At 43.8% G+C, this 15153-nt stretch carries 23 protein-coding genes; 3 read left to right on the top strand and 20 right to left on the bottom strand.

What is annotated here, in order from left to right:
* Positions 1-3: 3 nt before the first annotated feature.
* The 20 genes from NST33_RS07990 to NST33_RS07895 form a co-directional block, all read right to left on the bottom strand.
* Positions 4-414, bottom strand: a complete 411-nt coding sequence (locus NST33_RS07990; RefSeq protein ID WP_221822715.1) for a hypothetical protein — start codon at positions 412-414, stop codon at positions 4-6.
* A gap of 24 nt (positions 415-438) precedes the next feature.
* The gene (locus tag NST33_RS07985; RefSeq protein ID WP_221822713.1) at positions 439-954 is read right to left on the bottom strand and encodes a nucleoside deaminase; all 516 of its coding nucleotides are present in this window, start codon (positions 952-954) and stop codon (positions 439-441) included.
* Positions 955-1048: 94 nt separating this feature from the next.
* Positions 1049-1618 (bottom strand): histidine phosphatase family protein, encoded by a 570-nt coding sequence (locus tag NST33_RS07980; RefSeq protein WP_221822711.1) that lies wholly within the window; start codon positions 1616-1618, stop codon positions 1049-1051.
* A 14-nt stretch (positions 1619-1632) separates the two neighbouring features.
* Entirely contained in the window at positions 1633-2124 is a 492-nt protein-coding gene (locus tag NST33_RS07975; protein ID WP_221822709.1) for an NUDIX hydrolase, read from the bottom strand.
* A 223-nt stretch (positions 2125-2347) separates the two neighbouring features.
* A complete protein-coding gene (locus NST33_RS07970; protein ID WP_260632878.1) occupies positions 2348-3187 on the bottom strand; it encodes an adenylyl-sulfate kinase in 840 nt (279 codons plus the stop codon).
* 59 nt (positions 3188-3246) lie between these two features.
* Positions 3247-3726 (bottom strand): hypothetical protein, encoded by a 480-nt coding sequence (locus NST33_RS07965; protein WP_221822707.1) that lies wholly within the window; start codon positions 3724-3726, stop codon positions 3247-3249.
* A 443-nt stretch (positions 3727-4169) separates the two neighbouring features.
* Entirely contained in the window at positions 4170-4328 is a 159-nt protein-coding gene (locus NST33_RS07960; RefSeq protein ID WP_339183261.1) for a hypothetical protein, read from the bottom strand.
* Positions 4321-4728 (bottom strand): hypothetical protein, encoded by a 408-nt coding sequence (locus tag NST33_RS07955; protein WP_221822702.1) that lies wholly within the window; start codon positions 4726-4728, stop codon positions 4321-4323. The genes NST33_RS07960 and NST33_RS07955 overlap by 8 nt, the downstream gene beginning before the upstream one ends.
* 85 nt (positions 4729-4813) lie before the next feature.
* Complete coding sequence (locus NST33_RS07950) at positions 4814-5224, bottom strand: hypothetical protein (RefSeq protein WP_221822700.1); 411 nt, start codon at positions 5222-5224, stop codon at positions 4814-4816.
* Positions 5221-5667 carry a LytTR family DNA-binding domain-containing protein gene (locus NST33_RS07945; protein ID WP_221822698.1) on the bottom strand — a complete coding sequence of 149 codons (447 nt, stop codon included), beginning with the start codon at positions 5665-5667 and terminating at the stop codon, positions 5221-5223. Before NST33_RS07945 ends, NST33_RS07950 begins: the two co-directional genes overlap by 4 nt.
* A gap of 206 nt (positions 5668-5873) precedes the next feature.
* Positions 5874-6374 (bottom strand): hypothetical protein, encoded by a 501-nt coding sequence (locus tag NST33_RS07940; RefSeq protein ID WP_221822696.1) that lies wholly within the window; start codon positions 6372-6374, stop codon positions 5874-5876.
* A gap of 24 nt (positions 6375-6398) precedes the next feature.
* Positions 6399-6902 carry a DUF4188 domain-containing protein gene (locus tag NST33_RS07935; RefSeq protein ID WP_221822694.1) on the bottom strand — a complete coding sequence of 168 codons (504 nt, stop codon included), beginning with the start codon at positions 6900-6902 and terminating at the stop codon, positions 6399-6401.
* 33 nt (positions 6903-6935) lie between these two features.
* Entirely contained in the window at positions 6936-7388 is a 453-nt protein-coding gene (locus NST33_RS07930) for a hypothetical protein (RefSeq protein ID WP_221822692.1), read from the bottom strand.
* A gap of 123 nt (positions 7389-7511) precedes the next feature.
* Positions 7512-7763 (bottom strand): hypothetical protein, encoded by a 252-nt coding sequence (locus tag NST33_RS07925; protein WP_339307490.1) that lies wholly within the window; start codon positions 7761-7763, stop codon positions 7512-7514.
* 80 nt (positions 7764-7843) lie between these two features.
* Positions 7844-8467, bottom strand: coding sequence for a hypothetical protein (locus NST33_RS07920; RefSeq protein WP_339307488.1), 624 nt, complete (start codon positions 8465-8467; stop codon positions 7844-7846).
* 59 nt (positions 8468-8526) lie between these two features.
* Positions 8527-9009 carry a hypothetical protein gene (locus NST33_RS07915; protein WP_221822681.1) on the bottom strand — a complete coding sequence of 161 codons (483 nt, stop codon included), beginning with the start codon at positions 9007-9009 and terminating at the stop codon, positions 8527-8529.
* Between the two features lie 147 nt (positions 9010-9156).
* On the bottom strand, positions 9157-9567 hold the full coding sequence (locus NST33_RS07910) for a hypothetical protein (RefSeq protein ID WP_221822680.1): 411 nt from the start codon (positions 9565-9567) through the stop codon (positions 9157-9159).
* A 17-nt stretch (positions 9568-9584) separates the two neighbouring features.
* Entirely contained in the window at positions 9585-10115 is a 531-nt protein-coding gene (locus tag NST33_RS07905) for a GNAT family N-acetyltransferase (protein WP_260632876.1), read from the bottom strand.
* A gap of 481 nt (positions 10116-10596) precedes the next feature.
* Positions 10597-11091: an isochorismatase family protein gene (locus NST33_RS07900; protein ID WP_221822679.1), complete on the bottom strand. Its 495-nt coding sequence runs from the start codon at positions 11089-11091 to the stop codon at positions 10597-10599.
* A 52-nt stretch (positions 11092-11143) separates the two neighbouring features.
* The gene (locus NST33_RS07895; protein WP_221822678.1) at positions 11144-11854 is read right to left on the bottom strand and encodes an AAA family ATPase; all 711 of its coding nucleotides are present in this window, start codon (positions 11852-11854) and stop codon (positions 11144-11146) included.
* A gap of 297 nt (positions 11855-12151) precedes the next feature.
* On the opposite strand from NST33_RS07895, the gene NST33_RS07890 reads away from it, so the two are divergent.
* The 3 genes from NST33_RS07890 to NST33_RS07880 are packed head-to-tail and all read left to right on the top strand — an operon-like array spanning position 12152 to position 15024.
* The gene (locus NST33_RS07890) at positions 12152-13036 is read left to right on the top strand and encodes a PRD domain-containing protein (protein WP_339307485.1); all 885 of its coding nucleotides are present in this window, start codon (positions 12152-12154) and stop codon (positions 13034-13036) included.
* Positions 13033-13539: a PTS glucose transporter subunit IIA gene (locus NST33_RS07885; RefSeq protein ID WP_221822677.1), complete on the top strand. Its 507-nt coding sequence runs from the start codon at positions 13033-13035 to the stop codon at positions 13537-13539. Before NST33_RS07890 ends, NST33_RS07885 begins: the two co-directional genes overlap by 4 nt.
* Positions 13540-13569: 30 nt before the next feature.
* Positions 13570-15024, top strand: a complete 1455-nt coding sequence (locus NST33_RS07880; RefSeq protein WP_221822676.1) for a PTS transporter subunit EIIC — start codon at positions 13570-13572, stop codon at positions 15022-15024.
* Positions 15025-15153: the final 129 nt, after the last annotated feature.

Here is a 15153-nt window from a genome sequence, read left to right as displayed (position 1 = left end):
AATTCATCTCCTTTCTGTAAGGATCATTCCTTTTCCCCATAGTCCTTTAACAATATCGACCTGATAGTTTGACTTAATCACTTTGCCCTCAGTGACTGCTGACCACAATCTCTTACTATCTTCATGAACCATACTAGAGTTCTTATAAAATAATTTAACCGTGTTAATGGCATATCTTTTATTTAACGAGTTCTCTCTATGATTATATCTCCCTTGGGGAATACCTCTGACATAACCATCCTCACACAGACCTAGAAAAGCAGTTCTGGGACAGCCTTTCCGTTGTCCCCAACTTCCCTCACCGAATAACTCTCCAGTTGCAAAACTCCAAGCCTCAACTGGGTTACCAAATTTCTTGGTCTCTACGTAATGAACTGCATTAATAGCGGCTTGAACATATTTGTTTTGAGACATACGAACATCCCCTTTATAAAAAGATCATTGTTTAGGAATCTCCCATTCTGTATCAAGCAAACCTCTACCAATGTTCCATTTGGCGAGCAAAGCTCTCTGTCTGTTTTCCAGATCAAGATAGGGTGCTGCAACACAGGATAACGTGTCAAACATATGGATAAAATGAGGTCCTTCCTTGAAACGTCGAAGCCCGCCATATTCTTCATCATCCGCTGCCCATACAATCTTTTTAATACCCGACATTAATATGGTACAAGAACACATAGGACAAGGTTCACAGGTAGTATAGAGCGTCAGTTCTTTCTTCTTCATGAATCTCTTCTTGTCTACATCCAGCAAATGTTTTCCTGCCCGACGAATGGCATCCACCTCAGCATGTGCTGTAGGATCGCAATCCGAGAAGACTCGGTTTCTGCCTTTACTCACGACATTCCCATCCACATCCACGATTATCGCACCAATCGGATACGTTCCTTCAATAAGTGATTGTTCTGCTTCTTCCAGAGCCAAAGTTAAATATTCATAATCCGATAACTTCATTGAAAGTCCCCCTTAGTACAGTTATAGACCACTTACAAAACAGAAGCCTTGTGTAATGTGTAGTAGAAGAGATTGATGAGATCTCCTTAGATCGTTAAAAGTTCCTGATCGTGTACTGCCCTGCTTCACCAAGAAAATCACTTTTGGTTAACCCTTTTTCTCCGAGTAACATCCTGTAGTTCGATATCGTACCATCATGTGAAATGATAAACGTATTGCCGCTCTGTTGCCTGCACCATTCAAGAAGCTGCTCAGCTAATTCCTTGAATCGATGTGCATCCATCTGATTAATACTTTCTTTCCAACAATCAAAACCCAAATCAAGCATTCTTATGTCAGTATACTGATGGCTGAGTTCTTCCTTGGAATAGATCTGATCGCAGACGAAAGGTACAAACTCTGGATTCTGAGGAAACATTCTTGGGCCAACCAGCGGGCTGAAGAACGCAAGATTTTTGTTAGAGGTTAGGAGTTGTGCTGTTTCAATAGTACGTTTCGTTGGACTAATCAAAATGACGTCTTCAGGCGAAAAAAACACTTGTTTACGCAACGCTATAACCTGACTTTTCCCCAATTCAGTGAGGCCAGGGTGCAGGCAATTTAATTGATTAGGATAATCTACCAAGTGTTCGCCATGACCATGACGAATAAATGTAATGTCCATAGGCACCTATCCCTCTATTTCTGAATGAAGTGTTTGATGCCTTTTGCATCAAGGAGATTAGTCAGTTCCTTTTTCAAAAACACAGGATAGACTTCCATCTGCTCTAGTTCGTCCAAGGGAAACCATCGGAAGAATAACTTACCGTTATCCTCTAGACCTTTGAATTCAATTTCATTATAGAGCTTATGGGCTTCCGGCAATGTGATGAGATAATAAAAGCCAACTTCATGATATTTCAGGCCATCATATTCAAAGAAATCTTCACTAACAAATGCGAGCCTTTGCGCTTCTACATGAACACCCAGTTCCTCCGCCATCTCTCGCACAATAGCCGCTTCTGTTGTCTCGTGCAATTCCACCCGCCCTCCGGGCAGATTCCAGAAATCATCCTGTTCAGTCGTATGCAAAAGAACTCTTCCCGCATCCATCACAATACCTGCCACACGGAAGTTGAATTTGTTGTTATTTTGTTCATACGATACATTATTGTTATCTGCAGTGGTCATCTCGCTGACCACCCATCAGCAAATCCGTCCATGAATCCCATGATGAATGAGGGAATGATGAGTACGAGCAATAAAATTAAACTGGCTATGCCCCATCTAAAAATTACTTTCCGTTTGCTTCGAACACCTATAATAATTAAGATTGCGGTTGTTGCAATTAGGGCTACTTCATAAAATGTCATAAAACTGACCTCCGGTATGTATTCGTATTTCATTAAGGTTATTACAGAATCTTTTCTAGTTTGCGCCTACAAGCCTCGAGGTCATAATCCGAATTATCCAGCCATACCTTATCCATCTCAAGTAAGCCATAGATTTCGGACTCCAGCTTCTTTCTTTCCTGCAAAACCTGTACCGTACCCTTAACACCCTGATAACCCTGTGCCTGTCCCAAACCCTGGTTCGTATAATAATTAATGAATCCCTCTGACCATTCTTTTGGTCTTTCACTAACCGCCTTATCGAATGTATAGGATATATCTTTCTGGTCGATATAGATGAGAAGCGGGTTCAGAGCATGAATGAATCGCCCCAGTTCCAATACATACTGAACGTTCTGCTCTTTGGATTGATTACATTTGACAAGACCCATGGTTAGTGGATTCTGGATAAAACAACACTCAAATATCGTGATGCAGTCATCATTCGTGCTTAACACGTTTTGGGTGAAATCTTGCCACTTCTCGGTGATCAGCTTCACATTTTGCTCAAAAGGAATTTCGTAAATATCTCGGCTGAAAATATCCTGTACAATGTGATCGGGAAGCTCTATTCCCCATTGCTCTTTCATCTTACGGTATGGAATCAGGAAACCTTGATCATGGGCAATCGCATTACTTTCCAGAATCTCTCTGTATTCTTCATGCGTTTTCAATAAAGCCTCGAAGTCTCCTGTATAATAAAAAGATACGCCCTCGTAATCAGCAGGGTGATCCAGGTTTCCTTCCTGAAATAGTTGTACCTTCTTGCCTTGTTCTATCAAAATTTCGGATACCATCTTGGCAACCGTTGACTTGCCTGAACCCGGTAATCCTTCAATCAGTATTAATCGCCTTGTCATCATTACATCACCCTTTATTTTGTGTGAAGATATGGATCTTCCATGTGTCAGACAGTAAGTTATTAATCAATATCCGCAATAACCCATTGCGCAGAATCGCCATCTTCTTTCTTTTTCCAAAACACCATCGTATTGTTATACTCTTCGTTGTTCTCTTTTAACTCGTTAACCGTCACCACTGCCTGGTAGAGCTTCCTTTGCTCCTGTATAGTTATATCGCTCATAAAAGTAACTTTGAGAACTTTGTATCTTCCCATACCTGATATAGGAGATTTTGGATCAAAAAGATTCATATATCGCTTTTCATCCTCTTCGTATAAATAACGCAGACGGGTATTCATAAGTTTGACGATTTCCAATTTGTCCCCTGTATAGTTTGTTTCATCAAGGTACTCTGGTGGGATGTCTTCATTCTCTTGGGATGTCGATCTTTCTTCATCCAGTTGTGCATCTTCAGTGTGTTCCTGGTTCTGACAGGCCACCAGAAGTAGAAGTAATAATGAAACTACGGTTAACTTTTTCATCATCAATCCTCCATTCAATCATGGATAACACTCCCCTAGTAAAGAGCTTAAATACCTTTAATTTAGAACGAAGACTTCCTATTGTATGTAAAATTTTCTCTCAAGGTACATCATAACCCATAATGTGGAATTTGCGAATAAACGAAGTTAACCATCTCTGTTTCTAGCGCATTTCATGCAAAAAACCACGTTTCTCTGCACAAGCTATATCATGCAAAGCGCGTGGTTATTAGCAGAACTTTCACTCAATTTTTGTAACTGTCCACAATCAATCTAGCTATCTATTAAATAGCATATTCATTATGCCGACCGCTTCAATCTGGGCCTCGTTTTCTTCATTATCCGCAAAACGGTAACTATATGTTGAATAGATCCCCCTATGCCGTATATGTCCAGCTTTATAATGAAGCGTCTTTTCCTCACCATCGATTTTCTGCACAAACGTCCTGCCTTCATTCACATTATACGAAGAATGGATAATGTTCAGTTGCAAGCCATGCAACAAAATCTTCTTCGTTTGGATGGGTCATGACTAGAATAAGGAGCAGGACAGCAAACACAACAATGTACGTTTTTAGTCCTGCGCCCCTCTTGCTACCATGCTGGGTGTACTCACCCATCAACCCGTTCACCCGATTCTTGAACAGAAATATCTATCCCCTTCGCCAAAACCCACCCATTCAATCCATACGAGGATGAGATCACCATATACTTGTATTTCTCCTCTATCAGCCGGATTTGCAATTCGTCATAGGAATCATAATTGACAGGCCAACCACTACCCTTTCCCGATTCTAACAACTCTCGATTATAAGGAATAAAATGCTCTATATCCCACTCATCCAGATCCAAAATAATGCTGCCATGGAGCGATATATCAAACGCATGAGCCATTACACCAGAGAATAAGACATCCATATTTTTCGGTACAGCATGACTTGAACGAGTGCGCATCCTGATTCTATTGTTCTCTAAATCAACTTCGTAACTTAAGATGATGTTGTCATGCAAACTTGGCATAGTCCCCCTCCTTCCGGTGTACCTCATCAGGTTCCACCCCGTACAACTGCAACATTTCTTCCTCGTTCATATTTGTTCCCCTTAGCTACTTTAGAATGTTATTTAACTCTTCCGCTTTTTTCCTGCTATCCATTCTAGCATAAAAATAGAAAGCGATGATGTGCAGCACAATGGATAACAACCACATGCCGGGGAACCAGGGAGCAATCAAATGGAACATTTCCGTGGAGAATAACCATACGATCCCCATGCCTCCTGCAATATTGAATGTGGAAGAAATGGCGATATTCCATACCGGTTTTAACGTAAAATGGTTCCAGAGCGCATTGTACATCACGCCAAACAACACAGCGGCAATAGCTGAAATGCCGGCAATATTCCACAGATAGCCCATTTCGATAGGTTGATCATTATAGAATAGGGTCAATAGCAAGGTCACCCAGAGTGAAGTAACGGTGAATACTTGAAAAAAGGAAAGCCTAAGCTGCATCATCATGATAATTTCCCCCTAAAGTTTTTAATATAAAATCGACTGACAAAGTAACTGGAGCTATCGCTCAGATCTACCTTAATCCGAGCATGATCTGTTGCAGAGAATGCGGTGATATACCGTGTGTTGATGATCGTTTGATTATTAATTTTCACAAAATGAACGTCATCCAGGTCTTCTTCCACAAATTTCAAACGTTTGTTAAGCAGGTATCTCTCGCCTGTAATCACACGTACACAACACATCCGATCCTCTGACTCAATGGCGACCACCGAGCTCAGTTGAATCTGTACGTTGCGATTGTTCTTGGCATGGATGACCGTTAGTTGAGTTTCCGATTGGCCGATCGCTTTTTCAATACGATCCCACTTCGACCTCTCTTCAGGATGAGTTATGACTTTGACCACCCTTTTTTCAATTGCTGTGTTCTCTTCAAAAATGACTTTCACGTGTTGCCCTCCTCTCACAACTCATATTACAAGCATAGTTATGACTATCCCACTGTATTGCGTTTTGTTGCATGATTTTGCAGGTTTGTTGCATCGGCACTACGTAGACAATAAAAAAACCACTCCATAGGAGCAGTTCTTCCATGTACTCATCCAGAGCATTCAAGGCATGAGCTATTCTATTATTTCGAGGTGCTACGTTATCCTTATACGATCTCCAGATACATCTCCTGATTTTGCAGGATCATCTCATTCATATGTGCAATTGTTGCTTGCGCCACGGTCTGATAGGTCGCATATAACACCTCTGTTCTCTGAAGCAAAATCGGGTCCTTATCCAGATCCGTTGCTAACACCTCACGCCACTCTTCACCCACTCTATTTTTGTCCGTAATGAGACTTTCAATCTGGTCCAATACGGTCGCCATCTCAGCTAAATGAAAAAAGTGCATCCCTTTTTTGATCCCATTCCAACTCTTGATCTCGATGATGTTATACGCCGAAAACCAATAAAATTCTGCCAGACTTTTCGTGTGATTGTGATAGGAATAGAACAGAAATAAGGCTTGTTGCCCTTCGTGTAACTGTCGGTATATCTCTGTTTTGGCGGCCATATCTCTGCCCCGTACAGAAACAAGCATCGGTTTAATACACAACCAGCTAAGTTGCTTTGAATGTACATCTTCTGCTTGCACTCTAGCCTTCATAACATTCTCCTCTCTGTTCAACGTTTAAGGATTCTCTGGTGCTTCCACTGCCGGGTCATTCTCTCCGCCCATTCTGCGTCTGGATGTTTCCATCCTGCCTGTCGCTGGCACATGTTCAGACGCTTTAGCTAATCCGAACTTTGGCATGTTGGCGTATATGGTTTCGAAGGAACCCGACTGAGTCTTGTATGTTTCATGATAAATCCCTACTGTTCCGTCAGTACCAATGGATCGGTTGAATTTTTTCCAAGCTTCCAAGTGTAGTCCGCCCCGTGCGTATTTCTCCAATTCATCGTAAGAGCGCCAGTATTGTAGTAACGTCACCCCGCGCCAGCTTATAAAATACTCTGTACTCAGAAATCCGGTCTCCGGATTCGTATACAGTTCTTTAATCATCGGGCCCATGGACTTAAAGACAGGCAGCCATTTGTGTATAGCCCACAAACGATTGACCCTCATTCCGATAATAAAAACAACAAATTCCCCCTCAATCTGAGCGGAGTATCTTCCCTTGTATACGTTTGCCACGTCACCCCTCCTTCTCGTCAAACACACTCGATTTCATCGGATCTGGACGACCCTTCCTATCCGCTCATAGGCATCCAGAGGGAAATCAAAACTCCACCGTTTGTGATATTCCTCCAGTCCCATTTCCTTCAATTTGCTTAGCTCTCTGTAGAACAGCTTAGTCAACTTGACCAAGGTTAACTCCTCGGACATAAGTAAACGGCCCTCTGTAACGGCTTCCGTGCTAAAGTTATCACTCATCTCATACACCATAAATTGAACGATTACCTGTGAACGTTTCTTGATCCAGAAACGATATTCTCCAGGTTCGGTCTGCATGGTCATGGTTACCTCTGTGGCTCCCTTGTGCAATGCAACGAATTGACGTGTTATCTCCTCAACCCCATCCGACAAAAAAGAAACCGGAATCTCTATCTGTTCTCCTTGATTAGGTTTAACCAGGATATCCAGCCATCCGTGCGGTTCAAGCGTCATAACGATGTCCATGTCCTTCCTCCTTTATGTGATTCTATGATGCAAGATTAACTGGAAATTATGCCTTTCAGTACATATATCTTCTAATTTGAGTTGTAGAGCAGTAGACCTGCTTTCAATTTGTGTTCAAGTTCCTTATGATCGTGTTTGTTTCTCTGCCATTAGAATTCTTACAATGCTGGTCGCATTGTTAAATTTCATTTTGTTATTCTTCTCTTGGTAGTCCCACTCTTGTTTTATAGCATATTGAATAAGGTTGGCTATCAGTTTTGGTTCATAGACAAATATATCCCATGTATCTTCCCAAGCAACATCGAACTCTACAAATGTAGATTTAAGCGCATTCGAATAAACCCGAATGACGATATCGTAAGCTTGCTCATCCACAACGTACAGGAACAGTGTATCATTCACTACAATTTTGCGTACTTGTTTCCTGTATACCTTCAGGTAAATCCCTCCCTTGCTTACACAGTGCTGCGTAAATCTTCATACACATTCCATTTTGTATACAATTCTTTTAGCGCTAACGCAGTTTTATGTATGAACTCTTCCATAGCTTCCATGGATAAAATATTTAAGTCGCCCAAAGGTTCGTAGTCAGAGTTAGCTAAAAACTCAAGTTTCTCCTCCCTATACTGATACACCTCAGATTCCAGCAATCCACCTAAACCAAATGCTTTTCCCACGTTCAGCTCATTTAACCATTCATGGGCCTCGTTCCAATTCCGTAGAATCATAAACTCCAGCTTCGTGACATCCTGTGTATACACGCTTCTTCCATTGGGGTGGACTTCATATTCAGGATAAATATCGAAAGTCCACACGCGATCCGTATAGATATGGGCGATGTATCCGCACAGATATTGCATGAATTTGGGATCCCTATAAGCTAACTTCTTGTTGGACTCAAAAAATTCTTTAAGTTCTTCGTCTGTTGCGAACCTTCCTGCCTCTGGCATGAGGTGGGTTTTTGCCTTCTCAGTACGAAGATTAGTTCTTACGTGGATGGAATCAGGAGCGAGGCTTCCCAGTAACAATTCAGGGGATGGCTCGGATATCAACGCGGATGCAATTGCAAAATGTACCATAGGCCAAGGCAATATAAAAACTCCTTTCTTTAGTCAATTGGTCTTAAAAGAGTTAAATTTCATATCCCGAAATGCACAATACATTTCTCATTTACCTCAGCGTACTTTGCCATGTTCGCAAGCTTGTTTAATTCGTTGATTAATTCGACTTTGTTGTATACGAGTTTCTCGTAGTAGCCCTTCTGTTCGCCTCCAGCAATGCTGTAATTCCCTGTAAGAACGATCGGATCCGTCGCATGGCTGAATAGATCCATCCAGGCTCGAATCAGTTGATGAAACTTCAACAAAGCATCCTGCTCTTCAATAACGGTTATTCCATAGTTGTTCAGTCCACTACATCTCATACAGGTAGATGGATTCCATGTATCCAACCAGCAAAGGGAATCATAGATGTACGCAATGAATTCGTCTTCCAAGGTCGCATGATTCTCTGTGGTTAATCCACTTCGATGTATTCTCCCTTTTGAATCCCATGAGTAGGAAGTATGAATATTCCCGTTTACTCGCTCTTTGTTTTCGATAACAAAATGATGCTTTGGCATTCCTGCGTACTTCCCCTACACGTCACTCCCATAGACCCTCTTAATTCATCATAACCCATGTATTGGTAAATGGAAATTGAAAAAGATCCTATCTACCTCCCAAATCAGGAGAAGTAAAATAGGACCGTGATAAAAACTTCCTTACATTCATAAAATCCTTCGTCTACTCAGAAACGCTGTTCCTTCTTCTCGGTACATCTCTATAGATTCATTGGTCACATGATCATGCCTCAGTGTTCCCATATAATCTGTTCCAGGGTTCTTTGGTCTATAATCTGAATCCACCGTGTAGATATTGAAGTGTACCTCATCTTCGTCCTCTGATACATCTGTTTTATCAAAAAGTGAAATCATCTCATCTTTACCAAGAAACCTAAATGGAGAATCCTGACGCTCTATAATATAAAATGGATATGTGATGTTCTCTATCTGAATGAATTCCTGGAATGCCTTAAGCTCATCAGGTATTAGATCCATGTACTGTCTAGCTAAATCTTCTGCCTGAAATACACCCGAAACCCACTTCAAACTTCCCTTGGTTGCTATGATAATAATCAAACTAATCACCTTCTATTTTAAATAGGATCTATCTCTTTCCCACGCACAAAAGTCTGGGACAAAATTCGGTGGCTGCCAGCGATGTTGTCAATCTCAATGTTATATTCAGACTCAGTATATTCAATCTGATGCTGCTCATAATATTTTTTCCAGAATGAAACTGCTGCTGCATTATTAGCAAGCTGTTCCACTTTGAATTTACCCTCAAATTGAGCAAAAACCAAGTCAACCGCTTGTGCTGCCAGCCCCTGTCCGCGATACTTTTTGACCAGGAACAGCTCTTGCACGGTATAATCCACACCTTCCGGCACATATGGAGGTGAGCACACCAGTACGAATCCAATAACCTTTCCTTCATACTGAATCAAAAATGGATGTAATTCATCGCGTTCCAGATATAGATAGGTGTTCGTTGGATCATATTCCCCCTCTTCGAGTAGATCCTCGCCAGAAAATTCAGACAGATCATATAAATACAAGTTGTACAGGTTGAGAAACAATTCCTTTTGTTCTGCGAAAATACTCGTAATTTGCACATTCATCTTCATTGCACATCTCCCTTAGTCAAAGAGTTGGCTAGTGATCAATACATAACCTTACCGATGTCCACAACGAGTTTGCTGTGCCCTGTTCTCAATATATCCTTTCAACCACAGCAGATATAGGCAAAGTTTGGTTTAAACCATGGAGTAATCTTAACTGTCGTAGTGGAAGTGTACATTTGTGCAAAAAAAAGACTCCCTACAGAGTCCGATTATTGGTCTTGTCTTTATTTTTCACCAAGTATCCATTAGCACTTAGCTAATGATTATTGAATTATATAGGTTCAACTAAACTTTTTACACAAAACAGAGAGGACAGAAATAACCTGAAGAAGCGGAGCGTTCGCCTGAAAGCTTTCTGAAAGAAAGCTGCATCGGAAGCATACGCTATCACCGGATTTCCCCTTTAAAAAGGGAATCAAAAAAATCTGGGGATAACAGCGATCGGAAGGTTGTTCTGTCATTTGAGTGCTCAGTGTAAACCTCTTTAGTTGAACTTATATAGATAATCAACCACAGGATATGAGATCACATTGCGATCTCTGTACGTAGAAGTCACCGCTTCATGATGAGTGCTGAGAATTCCGTTTTGCAACATGACCGGCAGTAAACCTCGCTCCATCGCACCGTTGTAGGTGAATAGAACACATTCCTCTGCGGCAAACCCGGCAATAATCACCAATTCAATTCCGTGACTCTTCAACACCTGCTCCAGATCAGTTTGCCAGAAAGCATTGGAAGCTTCCTTGGTAACTATGATATCCTTCTCATTCACATCCACCTCGGGAATAATACGATATTCTTCCGGTGGTGCCTCCTCCATACCCTCCACATCCTGCACGTGAACGACCACATGATCATTCAAGCGCAGTACGTTAGCTACATGGTTAATGTACTCGCAAGCATCGTCTATCGAAGTCTGGTCCATCTTTTTTCGCACAATACTCTCTTGCATATCAATGATTATGAATCCTACTTTCATCCTATCTCTCCTCATACAAAATGTAGTTTTACTCTTGGTATCACAATCTCATTTAATCTTTAAATAATTCATTCAGCATCCGGTCGCGGTTCTCCAGAAAGCTGCGGGTAATCTGGTAGTGATCGGTATCCTCATAGACTACCTCTTGAATATGGTTATCGTCAAAACTTAAAATCTCTGCCCCCGGATATCCCAGCAAAATCGGTGAATGCGTCGCGATAATGAATTGCGAAGTACCTGACAGATCATGAAGGATACGCAATAAAGAGAGCTGCCTTCCTGGGGACAATGCGGCTTCGGGCTCGTCGAGCAGATAGATGCCTTTGGAACTGAAGCGGTTGACGAACAGACTGAGAAAAGACTCCCCATGTGATTGTTCATGTAGTGAACGCCCGCCATAGTATTGAAGCGACGCCGGCATCTCATCGACATGTGATGCGAATTGATAGAACGATTCAGAGCGCATGAAGAAACCATTCGTTATTTTGGGCAACCAGGCCAGCCTGAGATAATTCCCGAGCGAGGATTCCGAAGCATGTGTCTCATAGGTATTATTCCTGCCACCCCCTGCGGTATTGAATCCACATTGATGAGCGATGCCTTCCAGCAGCGTAGATTTCCCTGAACCATTTTCACCTACAAAAAAAGTAACGTTATTCGTGAGCTCCAATCGTTCCAAGGATCGGATCGCGGGGATGTCAAAAGGATATTGATCCCGATTCTCGATCTTGGCCGACATGAGTTCCACACTTCGAAGATACATAGGCATACTCCTATTCATGTTAGATTTGGCTCCATCTATGACAGGTACCTTTTCGTTTACACATTCCCTATATTAAACGACGAACAGTGGGATGACAAAATTATGGTTGACGTTGGCAGATCAGCTTATATATTATGTAGGAAGAACGTTCTGATAAAAACATAAAATGAATTGGCGTGTTACCACCCCAGAGGGCATGAGCCAAGAAGCGAACATGAGACTATACTCGCTTCTTGGCTCTTTTTGCGTTCCGGAGGCATGTAAGCGTTAACTTTAGAAACGAGGAGGCGGTGAACCGTGAGTAAAGGAATGATTCTGCAGGTGGAGCGGGTCGTCGGCAGCAATATTGTTCTGGCCCGGTCGCACCAGAATAGCAAGGAGTATGTACTGATTGGCAAAGGGTTGGGATTTGCGTTCAAAGTGGAAAGCACCGTGCAGTCCGATGATCCGCGGATTGAGAAAAGGTTCCGGCTGGAAGACCGGGAGGAATGGGGGCAGGCTCAGGAGCTGATGAGGGATTTGGACCCCCATGTCATCGACATCTCTGACCGAATTATCCGTCTCATCGCTGATCAGTTTCCCGGCAAGCTGAATGACAAGATCTATCTTGCTCTTCCGAGTCATATTCAGTTCACCTTATATCGTATCCGCAACGGGATGGAGATTCTGAATCCTTTCCTTACGGAGACAAAGCTCAGTTTTCCGAAAGAATTCGAAATCGCCTCGGAAGCGGCGGCCATGATCGGAGAGGCTTTTGGCGTAGATATACCGGAGGATGAGGCGGGATTCCTGACATACCATGTGTACTCCTCCGTAAATCACGTCCCTGTCGGACAGTTGGTTAAGGTATCTAATGTGATCAGCAAGCTTCAGTCCATTATTGAAGAGGAGGGTGGCGTTCGCTTTGATCAGGGAAGCCTTAGCCAGGCAAGACTCATGATACACCTGCGCTTCTCCATGGAACGCCTGTATCAGCAGCCGATGACGGCCCCCACCTTCGCACAATATGTGAAAAATGAATATACGTCCGAATACCAGCTAGCTAGAAAACTGAGCGCTGTAATGGCCGAGGATTTGGGTACAGAAGTGCCTGAGGAAGAAACGGCTTTTCTCGCAATGCATTTATACCGGCTTTTTCAAACCCATGCCAAAACCAACAACAGAAAGGACAACACACAATGATCTGGAAATGGAAAAACAACAAATCTGCCAAAACATCTGAAACAATATCCGTCGCCTCCCCATTAACCGGAACCTGCGTCAGTTTGGAAGAAGTGCCTGACGAAGCGTTCGCACAAGGACTTATGGGACCGGGCGTCGCAATGATTCCCCAGGAAGGCAGGCTGGTCGCCCCTATCGACGGCACTGTGGTACACCTGATCAAATCGCACCATGCCGTAATGATTGAACATGCTTCCGGGCTGCAGCTGCTGCTGCATATCGGTATGAATACTGTCAGCCTGAAAGGACAGGGCTTCACACCCCAAGTGCAGACCGGGGATCAGGTCACTATCGGTCAGACTCTAATTGAATTTGACCTGAATGCGATCGCTTCGGCCGGTTATCCGGTCATCACCCCTGTCATCGTTGCAAATGCGGCTGAACAACCGTGGGAGTCGCACCCAGAGTATGGCAGCGTAGAAGCAGGCATGGGAACTATCATGAAAGTCAGCTTGTCCAAATAAGCTAAATCAAAAAAAGAAAGGAAGAACAATATGCTGAAATCACTGCAAAAGCTGGGAAAATCCCTGATGCTTCCTGTAGCAACCCTGCCTGCGGCAGGTATTCTTCAAGGCCTCGGTCTTCTAAATTATGAAAAGGACATTCCGCTCGGTCCCGTGATCGGGGGATTCCTTAATCAGTATGTAGTTCCATTCCTGAATGAAGGAGCGGGGGCGATCTTCGGCAACCTTGCGCTCATCTTTGCCATTGGGGTGGCAATCGGACTGGCGGGGGATGCGGTCGCCGCGCTTTCCGCCCTGATCGCTTATATGGTGCTGACGCGGATTCTGGGAGCCGTTCCAGGTGTATTCGGTTACATTCCTGACGATGTCAAGCTGGATATGGGCGTATTGGGCGGTATATTTGCCGGACTGCTTGCAGCCTATATGTATAAAAAATACCATAATATCAAGCTTCCTGACTGGCTCGGCTTCTTCTCCGGCAAACGCTTTGTGCCGATGGTCACCGCCGGCTCCATGCTGGTGTTGGCCATCCTGTTCGGCATGGTCTGGAGCCCGATTCAGGATGCCATCGGCGCTTTTGGCGCCTGGATTGTAGGTTTTGGCGGCATTGGCTCCATGGTGTTTATGATCGCCAACCGCCTGCTCATCCCGCTCGGTCTGCATCATGTCCTCAACTCCATCGCCTGGTTCCAGATCGGAGATTATACCAATGCAGCCGGGGAAGTCGTGCACGGCGACCTGACCCGCTTCTTCAACGGAGATCCTACAGCAGGCATGTTCATGTCTGGCTTCTTCCCGATTATGATGTTCGCTCTTCCGGCGGCGGCGCTAGCCTTGATTCATACAGCCCGGCCTGAAAAGCGTAAAATGGTCGCTTCGATCTTTATCGGCGCAGCGGTGGCTTCGTTCTTAACGGGTATTACCGAGCCGCTCGAATTCTCCTTCATGTTCGCGGCTCCTCTGCTGTATGTGGTGCACGCTATTCTTACCGGTGCGGCGGCCCTGATCATGTACCTGCTGAATGTTAAGCTGGGCTTCGCCTTCTCGGCAGGTCTGATCGATTACCTCGTGAACATGAAGCTGTCGACCAATCCGCTGCTCATGATCCCGGTTGGACTCGCATTTGCGGTCGTCTATTATTTCCTGTTCCGGTTCATGATTATCAAGTTCAACCTGAAAACGCCGGGGCGCGAGGATGACGCTTATGATGCCGATCCCCCCACTAATACTTCAGCCGTGGCTGCGTCTGCCGACACCAAGGCTGGCAAAGTGCTCGCCGAGATCGGGGGAACAGATAATATCGAGAGCATTGACGCCTGCATCACTCGCCTCCGACTAGTTGTCAGGGACGACAAAGCCGTCAACGATCGGGCGCTCAAACAGCTTGGCGCTTCCGGTGTCATGAGGCTCGGTGGTGGAGCTGTGCAGGTCATCTTCGGCACCCAGTCCGAAATCCTCAAGGATGAGATTAAGAAGCTGATGTAACGCTCGTTCTCCTATGAGTTTAAAAGGCCGAGAGCAAGGGTATGCTTACCCCTGTTCTCGACCTTTTTTGTTAACCAAAAAGCGCAGGATATTCTTTTGAAACGGTTTGGATTGAAAAAAGAGAGCAAC

This window comes from Paenibacillus sp. FSL L8-0435 (assembly GCF_037965655.1).
Classification (GTDB): Bacteria; Bacillota; Bacilli; order Paenibacillales; family Paenibacillaceae; genus Paenibacillus.
This window is presented reverse-complemented; position numbering and strand designations above follow the sequence as displayed.